The organism is Flavobacteriaceae bacterium GSB9 (assembly GCA_022749295.1).
Classification (GTDB): Bacteria; Bacteroidota; Bacteroidia; order Flavobacteriales; family Flavobacteriaceae; genus Flavisericum.
Map to the genome: position 1 here is coordinate 256,479 of CP062007.1, position 13,949 is coordinate 270,427.

Consider the following 13,949-nt stretch of genomic DNA (forward strand, 5'->3'; position numbering starts at 1 on the left):
TATGTGCTTAGGTGGTTCGTTTTCTTCCATAATTTAGTCGTTTAATTGGGCGTGTTGTTTTAGGTCCTCTTTTCCAATGGAAAGCATATTGGCAAACAATCGGTAGGCACCAGAAACTCCAGCAGGAAACTCCCTAAAAAAACTTAGACCTGTATAAATGTAATAGCCTTTTCCGTGTTTAGCGACCAACAAACCGCCTTCTTTCGGACTTTCGTTTTTATCATTCATGGATAATATGGGGGTAAATTCTTTGCCCCATGCATTAGGAAAATATAAGCCGCGCTCTTGTGTCCAGCCTGCAAAATCGGTTTTGGAGATTTTGTTAGGGTAATTTAGTACGGGGTGCTCAGGGGTTAAAAAACGGACTTCGGCATGTTCATCTGTAACACGGTCATGTGATAACTTTAAGTCGTATGGAGCTATATTATCAAATTTCAACCCGTAGGATTTGCTGTATTGTACAATCATGTTGCCACCTTGCTCAACAAAATCAAAAAGTTGTTGTTGCTTAAATTGTAAATTATCCAAAGTATTATATGCCCTGATACCAACCACTACGGCATCGAATAGGCTCAGCGTTTCTGGACTAATTTCATCGGGAGTAATCGTTCTCACATTATAACCAATTTGTTCCAAACTCTCGGGAACCGTATCTCCCGCACCTTGAATATAGGCTATGTTTTCACCGCGTTTTTTAATATCCAGCCGAACAACTTTACTTTCACTGGGCAATAAAACAATTTGGTTTGGTATATGCTCATATTCAATTTCAATGAGCTCTTTGGTATATTCTTTATCGCCAATATGAACTATAGGACCAATATATCCTTCGCTTTGGTTTTTAGGTGGAATCAAAGTGAAAACCAAGGTTTGCTCCTCACCTTTATGGGTAATGGAAACTTTTTGGGTCTTTGGGTAAACATGCCAGTCTTCGGGATGGCAAATTTCAACTGAACCTTCCAAATTATCGCGACCAGCTTTTACTAAAACGGTTATATCGTGTTGTTTATCACTATTTAGAATGATGGCTTTTTTAGTGATTTTTGCCGAGGCCTCAGGAATAATTTCAAAAGGTCGATAAAGCTCCCCTTTGTCTGGTTCTGAATAGCGTTGAATGATGTTTTTAGTGAACGAAATTGGATAGTTTTCAATGAGTAGATTGAAATTGAATTTTAGAATTCTGGGTGTTTCAGGCAAACCAATGAGGTTTTTGTTTTCCACTTTATACATACCCAAAGTGCCTTTGCTGTTTAACCAATAAGGGGAAGTGGGTTGAGCATCATCTTTAATTTTAATGGCTTCTTTAAAGCTGAATTTGGTATTGTTGTTAAGAGAAATATTTTTCAAAATATTCAAACCATCGGTATTGGTTAAACTTACTAAGGTTATAGGTGTTTCGCTTCGGTTAACGGCTTCAATGTTTATATTTACTGTTTCTGAAGGTGCCGCTATGTGGGTTTCTGCTGATGCTTCCAAATACAGGCCAGCACACATTTCAATAATAGATTTTAAGGCTTTTGTTTTTTGAGTTTTCCAATGCTTATTTTCAACTTTTTGAAGTAATTTGTAAGCTTCAATAAGTTCTGAAATATGCACCGAAGGGTTTTTAAAATTAAAATTCTTTTCTATTTTACATAGAATATCACCAATAGCTTCTCCCCCTTTTATACGGCTCCAAGAGGTGTCGATTCCAGCAAAAATATTTTGATTGTTTTCTAGAGGTTCGCCTTTTAAAAACTCAATATATTCGTTTTGGCTGCCACGTTGCAGCGAGGTGCCAAATCCTTGGCTTAAATGTTGGCTTCTAGCTAGGGCGGCGACTTCGTTGTTTGATGTGCCGCTTATAGGGTAGTACATGCCAACATCAAAAATAAGCATATTGCTTTTATCTATTTTGTCAAAGTTTTCTCTACTGCCATAACGCCACCAGCTTGTATTGTAAAACAAGCGTTTTGGTTGCCACACACTGGTTTGTTGGAGTTGTTCGGGGTAAACAGATTTGTTGTTAGCTAAATCGAAGGCTTCCATGCTTAACATGGCCGAGCTGGTATGGTGCCCGTGTGTACTTCCTGGAGAACGGTGGTCGAAACGGTTTATGATAACATCTGGTTTAAATTTCCTGATGGCCAAAACCACATCACTTAAAACTTCTTTTTTGTTCCAAATATCAAGGGTTTCGTCGGGGTGCTTCGAGTAGCCGAAATCGTTGGCTCGTGTAAATAGTTGTTCGCCACCATCAACACGCCGTGCCGCCAACAACTCTTGGGTTCTAATAACACCCAAAAGTTCCCGTATTTCAGGTCCGATGAGGTTTTGACCGCCATCACCTCGCGTTAGGGATAAATAGGCTGTGCGTGCATTTAATTGATTTGAGAGGTATGAAATTAACCTTGTGTTCTCGTCATCTGGGTGTGCAGCCACGTACAAAACAGAACCTAAAAAGTTTAACTTTTTTAGGGCTTTATAAATCTCTGCAGATGAAGGTGTTTTTGGTTTTTGAGCTTGTACTGTTGAGCAAATTAATATGAAAATAAATACGTATGAAAAGATTTTGCGCATAGTGGTTGTGTTAGCAAAAATCCAAATATAAAAAAGAAACCAGCGATAATGCTGGTTTTAATTTTTATTTAACGGTTATAGAAATGTTAGCAATTAATATTTGTCGTTGTTTTGAATCTATCTGCTTATCTTAGATAAAAATGACCTAAAGCGTTTCTTTTAAATTTGTTTTAGGTTCATTTTTTGGGTGCTGGGTTCAGGTTTATCTGGTTCGGCAGGTATAATGGGCTGCGAACGCTCATTGAAGAACAACTGGTGAAGCGAATCCATGCGTTGCATTATCTTTTTGATTTGCTCATCATGCTCCATAAGACCTTTCTGAAAGAAATCATCAGGGTTGAAATCTTGAAGATTTGTCTTTTCTCCAAAAAAGTCATTAAAAAACGCATCATTAAACATGTTTTTGTTTTTAAAGTGCTTTTCGAATTCCATTTTTAAACTATCGTTTAGTTTTCCGCTGGACGAATAACTGTATGAGTAAATGGAATCATACTTTACTAGATTACCATTCTCATCGTATTCTTTGTTTACGGTAATGTTTTCATCGGGAATAGTGCTGTTTTGCGCGATTTTGTTTTGTTTTTCTTGACCTGAGCAATTAAAAAAAATAAGTAAAGAGAACAATGGTATAATTTTAAGCGTTTTCATAACAGATACTTTTAAATTAAACTAAAATTCGCTTCTTAAACAGCAAAAAATGTACCAATAGAATTTGTTAAATGATATGGTTTTGTTAAAATGTCAGACTGGCAGAAGGAGGCAGGCCTTGTTTTTATTCGCAACAACAATTTTTATCGCTTTTCGCTTTTTCAAAGCACTCTTTCCCTTCTTTAAAAGCAAAATAAGAAAGCCCCAACGTGCCAAGACTGTCTATGTAAGCAATTCCAAAAAGTTCATAAATGCCACTGCTGATTAACAAAATAATAGACATGTAAACGCAAACCATGGTGCAGATGGCATCGGCTAAAATTGGAGCGGAATTTAGCTGTTTTCCAACCTTCCTTTTCCAAGCCACCAAAATCCACATAGTAAGAATTGAAATTATTGAAATAACCACGCCCCAAAATGTAGTGATCGGTTTATGCGTCGTCCAAATGTTATATATACTTGTTATCACTAAGGCAAAAACCAGTATATAGAAAGCCGTTCCGGTAATTCTAAGTGCGGTACGTTCAAAATTATCACGTTTACTGTTTGGGTTGTTTTGAATTCTTAAAATCATATGGGCAATGCCAAGACCAGACATCACTTCAATAAAACTATCTGAACCAAAACCAAAAAGCACCAAGCTTTCGTCTTCAAACCCAAGGTAGGTAGAAATGAGATCTTCTGCTATGTTGTAGATTATGGTGAACAACGCAAGACCAAAAGCAATCTTATATAGTTGTTTGTTGCCATTAGGTGTATTTATGTATTTTCGATTATTTTGACTATTTCGATTAAAGCTAGCTAAGAGATTAGTTTATTCTGTTATCCGATTGTATTTCTTTAAAGTTTCAATAAGTAGATTGTGTGGAATGGCGTATGCTTTATTCCCATTAATCCCTATCATAGTTTCTGCAGCTACCATGGCATTTATTATGGCTTCTTCAACTGCTTGAACTGTTGCTTCAAAAACAGGCATTAGTAAATCGTTTGACATGGTTTGTACGGTTGTCATTTCATTACGATTAAATGCTTCTTCATTTGCTGTTGAAAACGCTAAAAAAATATCTCCAGAGCCATTACTTCCTCGGCCGCCAACAATACCCACACCTAAAGGTATTCTTTGGGAAACCCTTTTTAACTGATGGGGTAATAATGGAACATCTGTTGCAACTATAACGATAATGGAACCGTCTCCTTCCTGGCGTCTTGATTTTGGAGGTGATTTATATTCGTAATTTAAAGTGTCCTTTAATTCAATTCCAACCGGAACACCAGCTATTGATAAGTTTCGTTTAGCTCCGAAATTGGATTGCACTATGGCGCCAACAGTATATGTTGAGTCCTTAATTTTAAAAACTCTTGAAGCGGTTCCCGTTCCTCCTTTGAAGCCTAAGCACATCATGCCCGTTCCGCCGCCAACATTACCTTCAGCTATTTTACCACTTGAAGAATTTTCAATGGCCTCTAAAACATGTTCTTCTTTTACATGAAACCCATAAATATCATTCAAAAATCCATCATAGGTTTCGGCTACCACTGGATAGGTGTACCACCAGCTTTCGCCATTGTACCAATCTGTATCAACAAACCATTTTAGTACAGCCTGCCTAACCTCACCAACACTATTGGTGTTTGTTATCATAATAGGGGTTTCTAAAAACCCAGATTCGGTAACCCATGTTGTTCCGGTCATTTCTCCGTTACCATTAAGGCTATACCAGTTGGCATAAACCGGATTGAATTTTTTGGCTTTCCCTCTAGGAAAAATTGCCGTAACCCCAGTTCGTATTGGGCCCTTGCCTAAAATGTTTTCGCCTTCGCCAGAAATGATTGTGCTGTATCCAACTTCTACACCTTCTACATCGGTAATGGCATTAAACTTTCCTGTACTTCCCACAAAAGGAATACCTAAATCTCTTGCTCTTGGTTTTTGGCTGTGTAACTGCGTGCAAATGAGCATTACTAAAAGCAGTGGAATTCTTGTTTTCATATTTATGGGATTTTAGCTTGTAAAAGTATTAAGTTACCAATTTAACTTCTTCGTTCACAAATTCTATTATATATTCTAGTTCTTTCTCTTTAAACTTAATTTTAAATTCAGAAGAAAAAGCCTTGTCACCCGTAGGAAACCAATCTTTAAGTTTTTTATTAATGCATATGAACAATCCATTTTCGTCTCCGATAGCACAAAATTTTTCAAATCCACCATCATATACATCAATATTAGATATCTTTTTTAGCGTTTTGTATGTTGTTTCTATGTTACTAACCGGCATGCCGATTTCAGAAATTTCAAGTAATGAATCAACACTAAAATCATCTGGGTTTTCATTTTTTAAATTTTTTCGAGCAATACATTCAACAATGTTTTTGTCGTTGTCGTAGAAATAGATGGCCTTGGCGTTCCAAGAATCAAAGTCTTGAATTTTTTCTTTGTCTATTTTTAAGATTTCCACACGTTTTTTTAACCATTCTAAAGCCTCATTTTCTTTATCTCAAGGAATGTTTATTGCAAAGTGGTAAGGCTGAAACGTATTGCTTTTTACAATTTCAAGATTTGATTTTCCTATTTTGAAAATTGCTTGGTTTTCTGACTTTTCAATCAAGTTTAATCCAATGATGTTCGAATAAAAATCAATCTGTTTTGAAAAATTTTGAGTGTATATTTTGAGTGCTTTAATTTTCATGGTTTTTGGTTTAGCACCTAGCTAACGGTTTTATTGTTTTTTCGATTTATTTCTTTTCCAAACTTTTTTATGACTGTTATCAATGCTTAGCTGTATCATATTGGCAGTTAAAGCAACAAAGGCGCCTATAGATAAGAAGGTAAAAATAATAGTGAATATTTTACTGGTAACGGTATTGGGAACAAAATCGCCATAACCAACAGTAGACATCGTCATGACTGAAAAATATAAAGCGTCTATAACAAGCCAATTTTCATATTGGTAATAGAAAAGAGTTGAACCGATTAGCAGGAAAATAACAAATAGAAATAAAAATCGAAATTCTGAATCTTCTTTGATGCCTTTAAAAATAATTTTGGCAAATCGATATACATTTAAGAAAAATGAGAACATATGTTTTGGTTATAAATTTATTTTTCTGGCAGGTATAATTGGTATGGTTAGTGTTGTTTAAGTACCTAATTTAGCAAATGCAAACCAGAAAGAAAACCCATGGCGAACTTTATTGTGTTGACCAGAGCTACATTACTTAATCTTGAAGTTTCTTATTGTTCTTTGTAGTTCAATTTAATCCAGATAAGACGAATTTTTGTATGTATATTTATTATTGGGGATAGCATGTAAATATCCTGAAATAGGTTAAATTTTTTTCTCTCTGTTTAATTTGTTTAAATATAAGGAAGTGCTGTGTTAAGATGTGTTTACAACCACTTTTTCCGCTTAAAATAAATAAGCATGGCAATAAAAAGTAAGATCATAATGCCCCAAAGTATAAAATAACTGTACTTGTACCGAAGTTCAGGTATATATTCGAAATTCATACCGTAAATGCCAGCAATAAAGGTTAAGGGGATAAAAATAGAAGCCATAATGGTAAGTACTTTCATTACTTCGTTCATTTTGTTGCTAATGGATGTCATGTACATGTCCATTAAACTCCAGATCATTTCACGGTAAATATCAATATTCTCTGTAACCTGTATTAAATGATCGTAAACATCTTTGTAATAGGTTATCGTTTTTTTGTGTATCAGGCTATTTTCGTTTTTTTCAATGCGGTTTATAATGTCGCGCAGCGGAAAAATAGCACGTCTAACACGTAATATTTCACGTTTTAAGTTTTGTATGTTCTGGCTAATGTCATCATCTACATCGCCTGAAAAAATGGAGGTTTCAAAATCTTCAATTTTGTCGCCAAGTATTTCAATAACACTAAAATAATGGTCTGTTATCGCATCAATTAAAGCATAGAGCAAATAATCGGCGCCCATGCTGCGTACGCGTCCTTTGGCATGCCTTATGCGTTCCCTAACACTATCGAGTACATCGCCTTCGGCTTCTTGAAAAGTTAGTACATAATCGGGGCCCAGCACAAAACTGACCTGTTCTGAAACAATGTTTTCGTTGGCGTCATAATAAAGCATTTTTAGCACCACAAACAGATACTCGTTGTATTCATCAATTTTGGGGCGCTGCGAAATGTTTACGATATCCTCCAACACCAAGGGGTGCAGTTCGTAATGTTCGCCTATTCTCTCTATCTCATTAACGTGGTTTAGTCCGTTTATATTAATCCAGGTGATGGTGCCTTCTTCAAAGCTAAAGCATTCTTCTACATCGTGCAGCACTTTTTCAACGCATTGTTCTTTGTTGTAATCAAACGATTCAATAAATAGCTTTTGTGAATCTTTTTGGCCCGTATAAATAATACTTCCCGGAACTTGACCGATAACTTTTTTTGAGGTATGTCGCCTGGTTTTTGCCATATAATTGTGGTTTTTAAACGGTAGCCGAACCGTCGTCGGATAGGTCGTCGGCAATAGCATCTTTTTGTATGAGCGTTACCGCCTTTTGTAACATAAGGTTGTTGGGATAGGTAACCAGATCGCCGTTATCTAATCGTAATAGCAGTTGAAACGCTCTAATATCTTCAATAATGGCCATAATAGGGAAGTCTTTATCGTGAATCTCTATTTTGTCACCAACCTTATAAGGAAAATTAAAAAACATGATAATGCCCGAGGTCACATTACTTAAAATAGACCAAATGGCGAAAAGCCCAATACCTATAACCGCAAATACCGATGAAAAAACAACGGCTATTTCCTTAAACTCGGTACCAAACACAAACGACTCCAAAAGTAAAGCTATTAAGAGGAAGGTAACGGTAATGTATCTTCTAATAAGCCTGATTCTAGCATCGTTTATACCATTTTTTCGCGCTACTTTGGTTATGGTAAAATGAACGACATATCTAATGACAAAAAGAGACAACAGAATAATGGCGCTGATTATTACTTCATTTTGGTAACTTTTTAAAAATTCTATAAACATAAATTAAGGGTTAGTTGTTAAGACAAATATACATTCAAAAAGAAAAATAAATTTAATTTAAACGCAAGGTTTCCCTAAAAACATCATCTTTGTTTTTATTCTTTTTCCAGTAAGCCGATTTTATGGTTTTAAGTTTAGTGGCCTTGGTAGTTAAAACCTTTGCCGATGCTCCAAAATCGCTTTTAAAAGTTTCTTCCCAGCTTAAAATGTCATACGGAAAATTGGGATTAAAATGAATGGTTAATGTCCTGTTTAAATCGGGATAATTAATAGTATATTCGTTTTTCGTTAGGCTAACTTGGGCCTTATAAGCTTTTATGGGAATGTGCTTTAGCCTTGTAAACTCTAACGAAGGAATAATATTTAATTCACCCTCCGGTAGCGATTTCGGATTTATGCGCAGTTGCACCCAAAGCTCGTTTTCTAATATGGCTTTACTTAATTCAAATTCTTGATCGGCTTCATTTTGAAAGTATGAATGCGACATAATTTCAAAGTTTTGGCGGTTATTGATCTGAGCATAAACATGGCCGCACCATTCTTGTATTGAGCTCGATGCCTTTAGCGCATGCTGGTTATTGGCTACCGGATAAAATGTACTCTGCATAATGGAGTAGGGGTAAATGCCTGTATTAAAGTTTTTGGTGGCGTTTAGCTTTAAAACAGAAATATTATTGGCGTTTTGGTTGTTGGCCTTAACTTGTAGCTCTGGCAAAAAATCTTCGGTTACATAAACTAAAACAGCGGTTCCCTGGCGAATTTCTCCATAACGGGCTTGTTCCAATTTGTACGACGATATTTCTGCCTCTCCAGAATACCAATATTTTTTAAAAGTTTCGGGAAGTTGAGTGTTTTTAAAAGGTTGTACCACTTTAAAATCTGTTTCCCATTTGTGGGCAATTGCTTTTTGGTTTTCTTTTTTACAGGAAGCCAGAAAAACAAATAGGGAAATCCAAACTGAAATTTGAACTTTTGAAATCATTTTAAGAGAAGTTGTTTTTTTTAAAATTACGAACAAATTATTGATTCGCAATAGTCATTAACGTTTTGTAAACAAGGTGTACGGGCAGGCCCATAACATTATAGTATGATCCTTCTAGTTTGGTAACGCCAATTTGTCCAATCCATTCCTGTATACCGTAACCCCCAGCTTTATCAAAAGGTTTGTAGGTTTTTATGTAATGGGAAATTTCTTCATCTGTTAATGCCCTAAAGGTTACTTTGGTAATATCGTGTATGGTTTTTTCAAAAGTGGATGTGGTAAAACAAACCGAAGTGATCACCTCGTGGGTTGAATTGCTCAACGATTTTAAAATACGGAAGGCTTCAGCATCGCTTTGAGGCTTGCCTAAGGCTTTGTTGTTATGCCAAACTATGGTGTCGCTGGTAATTAAAATGTCGTTGTTCTGCAATTCATCCTTAAATTGAAGAGCTTTCAGTTGAGCCAAATAATTACTGATTTCAAAATGAGTGAGTCGCGGTGGATATTCTTCCTTAACGGGTTTTAATCGGATTTCAAAATTCAGTCCTAAATTTTTAAAAAATTCCTGTCGCCGGGGGGAGCCCGAGGCCAAAATAATATGGTGGTTTTTCAGTTTCTTTCTTAGCATCAGTTTAAAATAACATATTTGTATAAAAGTAGTGAAAGCATCCCGAAGCACATAACCAGTTTGTACATGGTGCTTAAATGAGCAAAATCGGTTTTTGTTTTGCTATTAAAGGTTTTAATGGAAATGTAAATAAGCGGCCCTACCACAAAAAACAGAAAATAAACTATTGCTATAGGCTGTTTGTAAAGATTGGTGTTTAAGTAGTAAATGATTCCGGCAAGTGTAATAACGTTTAAAAAAACTAAAATGTTTTTGGTGCGTGCCCTTCCTAGAAATATAGGGAGTGTTGCCATTCCGGAACCGTAATCGCCATCAATATCTTCAAGGTCTTTGGCTATTTCGCGCAGTAGATTAATGGTGAACGCAAACAGGGCATAATCGAAAATCACCTTAAAAAACAACAGTTGTAAGGAGTGGTTTGATGGGGTTAACATCGGTACTAAGTCAAAAATACCAACTACAATTAAACTCATGGCGACTAAAATCGAAACAACCACATTGCCCACCAAAACCGTTTGCTTAAGGTATGCGGCGTACAGGTAGAGTAAAAATGAAATTAAAATAAAAACCGAAAAAAACGATGGCTTGCCCACACGGTGCGATAAGTAGAAACCAGCAACAACGCCAACCATATTGAGAACCATAAAAGCCGTGTAAGCCTTGTTTTTTGACATGTGCTTGTCAATAATAACGCGTTGCGGTTTGTTAATGGTATCGGTTTTAATATCATAAATATCGTTTATTATGTTACCTGCGGCAGCTATGCAGAGGCTTGAAAATACCAAAAGAAAAAAACTGAAACCGTCTAGGCTTGAATGCGTTCCAAAAGGTTCTAAAAGGGCGTATTTAATAAGCCATTGCACTAGGGCAATCATCAATAGGTTTTTCCATCGAATGAGGCTTAGAAAATACAATCCTTAAAAATTAGAAGCTAGTTTTATTATTAAAAACCGAATGAAAAACCCAACCGGAATTGTTATTAACAAAAATGCTATAATCGTTTTTTGGGTTCTCATTTTTTCGGCTTTTCTTATGTTGTTTTTTATGGTTTCCTTTTCTTCTTTCGACAGTTTTTTATGAAGAAAATTAAGTTGATGGTGGTAGTGGGTTTCTTCATTTAGTTTTTCTTTTAAAGCCGAAAAGCTTTTGTTAGCCGATTGGTTAAATACGCTTTGGTTATTGCCAAAACCTATATAACCAAAACCTGTACTATGTCGCCTTTTGTTTCTGCTCAAAGTGTTTAATGTGGTTAGATACTTTTATTTTCTTTATTTCATAAAAAACGTCATTGTTAATTTTCACTCTACAGGGAGTGCTTTAAAAGTATTAATCTTGCACCTGAAAAACAAATGGGAAACTGTATTTTGAATTTACATATTTGTTGTTTTTTATGGCAGGTATGAATCTGGGAAACCTATTTACCGTTCTTATAATTTCATCGCTTAACCCTTCGTTATTGGATTCTACACTTATGTTTGTTACATGGCCTTTGTCATTTATTATAAATTCAATATCACTTTTAAACATGCCAGATAAACCTAAGCTAGATGCTATTTCAGTATTAAATTTCCGCATAAAAAAGCCCATAACAGTTTGCGACACGCATTTTTTTAACTCGCTTTTGTTTTTTAAATGGGCGCAATTATAGGTTGTGCTAAATGCATCTAGATTGTTTTCGATGATTTCTTCTATGGTATCGTTAATCAAAGGTTTGTTTTCTAAAAATCGGCCGGTTGATAGCAGCGCTTCTTTATCTATTTTAAGTTTAGTGCTTTTTCCTATTTTTTTTAATTCGAGTTGGGCGCCATTGAAATTTAATAAAAGGCTGTTTTCTTTTTGCTGAGCCTGAACATACAGGATATTAGACATTTTTTTACTGTTGCCAATGTTAATAGTATTGTTGGCGGTATAGAAATACAAGGCTTTATTGAATATGTTATTGTTAAAAGGTTTGGGTATGGATTTGTCGGTTTTAATGAAAACAATCCCTTTTTTGTTAAAAATAAATGCTGTGCTTTTAAAAAAGGAATGTAATGCATCTATCTCTTTTTTGTTGAAATTAGATATTGAAGTATCTATATTGGCCTCAATGACTTTCCATGACCCATCAAGGATTTTATTCGAAATGTTCTGAGAAAATAAAGCGTTAAATGTAAAGTACAACAAAACAATGGTGAGATTCTTTATTGCGCCGCCAATGTTTATATTAATCATACTTTGCACCATAATTGCTACTCCATTTTCCTTGAACTTTAAGTACTTGCTCAATAACATCGCGCACGGCACCTTTGCCGCCCTGCTTGTGAGAAATATATTTTGAGATACTCTTGATCTCTGGAACGGCATCTTGAGGACAGCAAGGCAAACCAACCAAATTCATTACTGGATAATCGGGAATATCATCACCCATGTATAGTGTGTTTTCAGATTTAATATTATTATCGCTAAAATATTGGTTAAGCTGTTCAATTTTATTGTCCGAACCTAGAAATACATGTTTTACTCCCAAATGGTTTAACCTAACGCGCACACCTTCATTGGTTCCTCCAGAAATAATACAAACATTAAAGCCTTGGTTTAAGGCGGTTTTAATGGCGTAACCGTCTTTGGTATTCATGGTGCGTAGCATTTCACCGTTGGTGGTTATGGTTACAGAACCGTCGGTTAAAACGCCATCAACGTCAAAAATAAAGGTGGTAATGTGCTCTAAATATTCTTTATAACTTTTTTCTTCCATGGGTATGTTGTATCGAGGTGGTTAGCAGTTCGTATATCGCTTTGTGGTGATGGTTGTTTAAAAGCTTTAAATGACTGTTTATTGTTTTTTGATCGTTGCGCTTGGCTGGGCCTGTTTGAGCCACGTAAGGCGACATGTCTTGTACCTTTTTGGCTGTTTCTAAAATCAGCGGTTTAAGCATGTCGAATTCGGCGCCTTCGCTTTCCGTTATTTCGTGCCCAATTCGGTATAGCTGATTGGTAAAATTGTTTACATAAACAGCCGCTAAGTGCAATACGCGTCGCTGGTTGCTGTTAATACGCTTGATGGGGCTTCCCAAACTTTGTGCCAATTTTTTTAATAACGGGTAACTTTTTTTATCAATAGTTTCAATGCAGATTGGCACATTGGCAAAATCCATTTCAGCATCTTTACTGAAGGTCTGCAACGGGTAAAGCACCCCGCGTTTATGCTTTTTGTCCAATTCATGAACATTGGCACATCCCGAAGTGTGAACCACCAACCTGTTTTCAAAAGGTAACTGACTTGAAAGTTCACTTATGGCATCGTCACTAACTGCCAAAATATAGACATCGGCCGCTTTTAAATCGTCTAAATTATTGGTGATGTCAACTTCAATTTTGTATGGGGTTAAACGGTCTAAATTTCTGTTAAACCATTGAACAACAGAGATGTTTTCTGTCTTTTTTAAACCTTTAAACAAATGGGTGGCCACATTGCCAGCACCAACTAACACTACTGAAATCATAGGGCTAAAATAGTTAATAATGCCCGATTTAAAAACCTAAGCTGTATCTTTGTGCAATATGTGCAAAAAAGATATTCAAACGCGCGAGGATGTTTTTCTTTTGGTATCGACTTTTTACGGAAAAGTTAGAAAAAATAATGTTTTAGGGCCAATTTTCAATAACGCTATTGATAATTGGGATGAGCACTTAGAGCTATTGACAACCTTTTGGGAAAGTAGTTTATTTATGACACGGAAACTCGAAAAAAAATATATCGGAAACCCTCTAAAGGCCCACGTAAAAGTAGATGCCGATAATAATCATAGCATTACGGAAATGCATTTCGGAATTTGGTTAAACCTTTGGTTACAAACCATCGATGAACTCTTTAAGGGTGATACTGCCGAAAATGCCAAACGCCGTGCCCGTAAAATGGCCACGTTTTTATACATGAATATTTTTCAGTCTAGGAGTAGTAGGGTGTAGTGTTCTGCCACAGCAGCATTGGCTGTTGCATTTTTGAACCTAATGTCTTTACAAGTGTAAAGGGTTCCTGTTTCAAACTTCGGTCTTCGAATTTATGCCTTCTTTTTTTTATAACACTTTAACACGTCCAAATAAACTTAAATCCCTAAATTTGCACGAC

At 35.9% G+C, this 13,949-nt stretch carries 17 protein-coding genes; 1 reads left to right on the forward strand and 16 read right to left on the reverse strand.

All coding sequences use genetic code 11. The annotated features are described in order from the left end of the window. Positions 1-33 precede the first annotated feature (33 nt). From GSB9_00247 to GSB9_00262, 16 genes are all read right to left on the reverse strand, one after another. Entirely contained in the window at positions 34-2,559 is a 2,526-nt protein-coding gene (locus tag GSB9_00247; GenBank protein UKM63702.1) for a PIG-L family deacetylase, read from the reverse strand. A gap of 159 nt (positions 2,560-2,718) precedes the next feature. Next, positions 2,719-3,207, reverse strand: a complete 489-nt coding sequence (locus GSB9_00248) for a hypothetical protein (protein ID UKM63703.1) — start codon at positions 3,205-3,207, stop codon at positions 2,719-2,721. A 124-nt stretch (positions 3,208-3,331) separates the two neighbouring features. Then, positions 3,332-3,916: a cation transporter gene (locus GSB9_00249; protein ID UKM63704.1), complete on the reverse strand. Its 585-nt coding sequence runs from the start codon at positions 3,914-3,916 to the stop codon at positions 3,332-3,334. Positions 3,917-4,021: 105 nt separating this feature from the next. Further along, the gene (locus GSB9_00250; protein ID UKM63705.1) at positions 4,022-5,197 is read right to left on the reverse strand and encodes a P1 family peptidase; all 1,176 of its coding nucleotides are present in this window, start codon (positions 5,195-5,197) and stop codon (positions 4,022-4,024) included. A gap of 28 nt (positions 5,198-5,225) precedes the next feature. Next, complete coding sequence (locus GSB9_00251; GenBank protein UKM63706.1) at positions 5,226-5,663, reverse strand: hypothetical protein; 438 nt, start codon at positions 5,661-5,663, stop codon at positions 5,226-5,228. A 39-nt stretch (positions 5,664-5,702) separates the two neighbouring features. After that, a complete protein-coding gene (locus tag GSB9_00252; protein UKM63707.1) occupies positions 5,703-5,894 on the reverse strand; it encodes a VOC family protein in 192 nt (63 codons plus the stop codon). A gap of 30 nt (positions 5,895-5,924) precedes the next feature. After that, entirely contained in the window at positions 5,925-6,287 is a 363-nt protein-coding gene (locus tag GSB9_00253) for a potassium channel family protein (GenBank protein ID UKM63708.1), read from the reverse strand. 308 nt (positions 6,288-6,595) lie between these two features. Next, complete coding sequence (gene corA / locus GSB9_00254) at positions 6,596-7,660, reverse strand: magnesium/cobalt transporter CorA (GenBank protein ID UKM63709.1); 1,065 nt, start codon at positions 7,658-7,660, stop codon at positions 6,596-6,598. A gap of 13 nt (positions 7,661-7,673) precedes the next feature. Then, a complete protein-coding gene (locus GSB9_00255; protein ID UKM63710.1) occupies positions 7,674-8,228 on the reverse strand; it encodes a mechanosensitive ion channel family protein in 555 nt (184 codons plus the stop codon). A 52-nt stretch (positions 8,229-8,280) separates the two neighbouring features. Beyond that, a complete protein-coding gene (locus tag GSB9_00256) occupies positions 8,281-9,210 on the reverse strand; it encodes a septum formation inhibitor Maf (protein ID UKM63711.1) in 930 nt (309 codons plus the stop codon). Positions 9,211-9,247: 37 nt separating this feature from the next. After that, positions 9,248-9,838, reverse strand: a complete 591-nt coding sequence (locus GSB9_00257) for a Maf-like protein (protein ID UKM63712.1) — start codon at positions 9,836-9,838, stop codon at positions 9,248-9,250. After that, a complete protein-coding gene (locus GSB9_00258; GenBank protein UKM63713.1) occupies positions 9,838-10,713 on the reverse strand; it encodes a geranylgeranylglycerol-phosphate geranylgeranyltransferase in 876 nt (291 codons plus the stop codon). Before GSB9_00258 ends, GSB9_00257 begins: the two co-directional genes overlap by 1 nt. Before the next feature lie 42 nt (positions 10,714-10,755). Further along, a complete protein-coding gene (locus GSB9_00259; GenBank protein UKM63714.1) occupies positions 10,756-11,073 on the reverse strand; it encodes a hypothetical protein in 318 nt (105 codons plus the stop codon). A 91-nt stretch (positions 11,074-11,164) separates the two neighbouring features. Continuing rightward, on the reverse strand, positions 11,165-12,052 hold the full coding sequence (locus GSB9_00260) for an energy transducer TonB (protein ID UKM63715.2): 888 nt from the start codon (positions 12,050-12,052) through the stop codon (positions 11,165-11,167). After that, positions 12,045-12,575 (reverse strand): HAD-IIIA family hydrolase, encoded by a 531-nt coding sequence (locus GSB9_00261; GenBank protein UKM63716.1) that lies wholly within the window; start codon positions 12,573-12,575, stop codon positions 12,045-12,047. The genes GSB9_00260 and GSB9_00261 overlap by 8 nt, the downstream gene beginning before the upstream one ends. Beyond that, positions 12,556-13,323 carry a DUF2520 domain-containing protein gene (locus GSB9_00262; protein ID UKM63717.1) on the reverse strand — a complete coding sequence of 256 codons (768 nt, stop codon included), beginning with the start codon at positions 13,321-13,323 and terminating at the stop codon, positions 12,556-12,558. The genes GSB9_00261 and GSB9_00262 overlap by 20 nt, the downstream gene beginning before the upstream one ends. Positions 13,324-13,381: 58 nt before the next feature. On the opposite strand from GSB9_00262, the gene GSB9_00263 reads away from it, so the two are divergent. Beyond that, positions 13,382-13,789 carry a group III truncated hemoglobin gene (locus tag GSB9_00263; protein UKM63718.1) on the forward strand — a complete coding sequence of 136 codons (408 nt, stop codon included), beginning with the start codon at positions 13,382-13,384 and terminating at the stop codon, positions 13,787-13,789. The last annotated feature ends 160 nt before the right edge of the window (positions 13,790-13,949 follow it).

What these genes read in the sequence shown, in the direction of transcription:
- GSB9_00256 (UKM63711.1), bottom strand. Translation starts at nt 9,210, where the DNA reads ATGATTTCAAAAGTTCAAATTTCAGTTTGGATTTCCCTATTTGTTTTT.
- GSB9_00257 (UKM63712.1), bottom strand. Translation starts at nt 9,838, where the DNA reads ATGCTAAGAAAGAAACTGAAAAACCACCATATTATTTTGGCCTCGGGC.
- GSB9_00247 (UKM63702.1), bottom strand. Translation starts at nt 2,559, where the DNA reads ATGCGCAAAATCTTTTCATACGTATTTATTTTCATATTAATTTGCTCA.
- GSB9_00261 (UKM63716.1), bottom strand. Translation starts at nt 12,575, where the DNA reads ATGGAAGAAAAAAGTTATAAAGAATATTTAGAGCACATTACCACCTTT.
- GSB9_00252 (UKM63707.1), bottom strand. Translation starts at nt 5,894, where the DNA reads ATGAAAATTAAAGCACTCAAAATATACACTCAAAATTTTTCAAAACAG.
- GSB9_00250 (UKM63705.1), bottom strand. Translation starts at nt 5,197, where the DNA reads ATGAAAACAAGAATTCCACTGCTTTTAGTAATGCTCATTTGCACGCAG.
- GSB9_00258 (UKM63713.1), bottom strand. Translation starts at nt 10,713, where the DNA reads ATGATTGCCCTAGTGCAATGGCTTATTAAATACGCCCTTTTAGAACCT.
- GSB9_00260 (UKM63715.2), bottom strand. Translation starts at nt 12,052, where the DNA reads ATGATTAATATAAACATTGGCGGCGCAATAAAGAATCTCACCATTGTT.
- corA (UKM63709.1), bottom strand. Translation starts at nt 7,660, where the DNA reads ATGGCAAAAACCAGGCGACATACCTCAAAAAAAGTTATCGGTCAAGTT.
- GSB9_00255 (UKM63710.1), bottom strand. Translation starts at nt 8,228, where the DNA reads ATGTTTATAGAATTTTTAAAAAGTTACCAAAATGAAGTAATAATCAGC.
- GSB9_00263 (UKM63718.1), top strand. Translation starts at nt 13,382, where the DNA reads ATGTGCAAAAAAGATATTCAAACGCGCGAGGATGTTTTTCTTTTGGTA.
- GSB9_00248 (UKM63703.1), bottom strand. Translation starts at nt 3,207, where the DNA reads ATGAAAACGCTTAAAATTATACCATTGTTCTCTTTACTTATTTTTTTT.
- GSB9_00262 (UKM63717.1), bottom strand. Translation starts at nt 13,323, where the DNA reads ATGATTTCAGTAGTGTTAGTTGGTGCTGGCAATGTGGCCACCCATTTG.
- GSB9_00253 (UKM63708.1), bottom strand. Translation starts at nt 6,287, where the DNA reads ATGTTCTCATTTTTCTTAAATGTATATCGATTTGCCAAAATTATTTTT.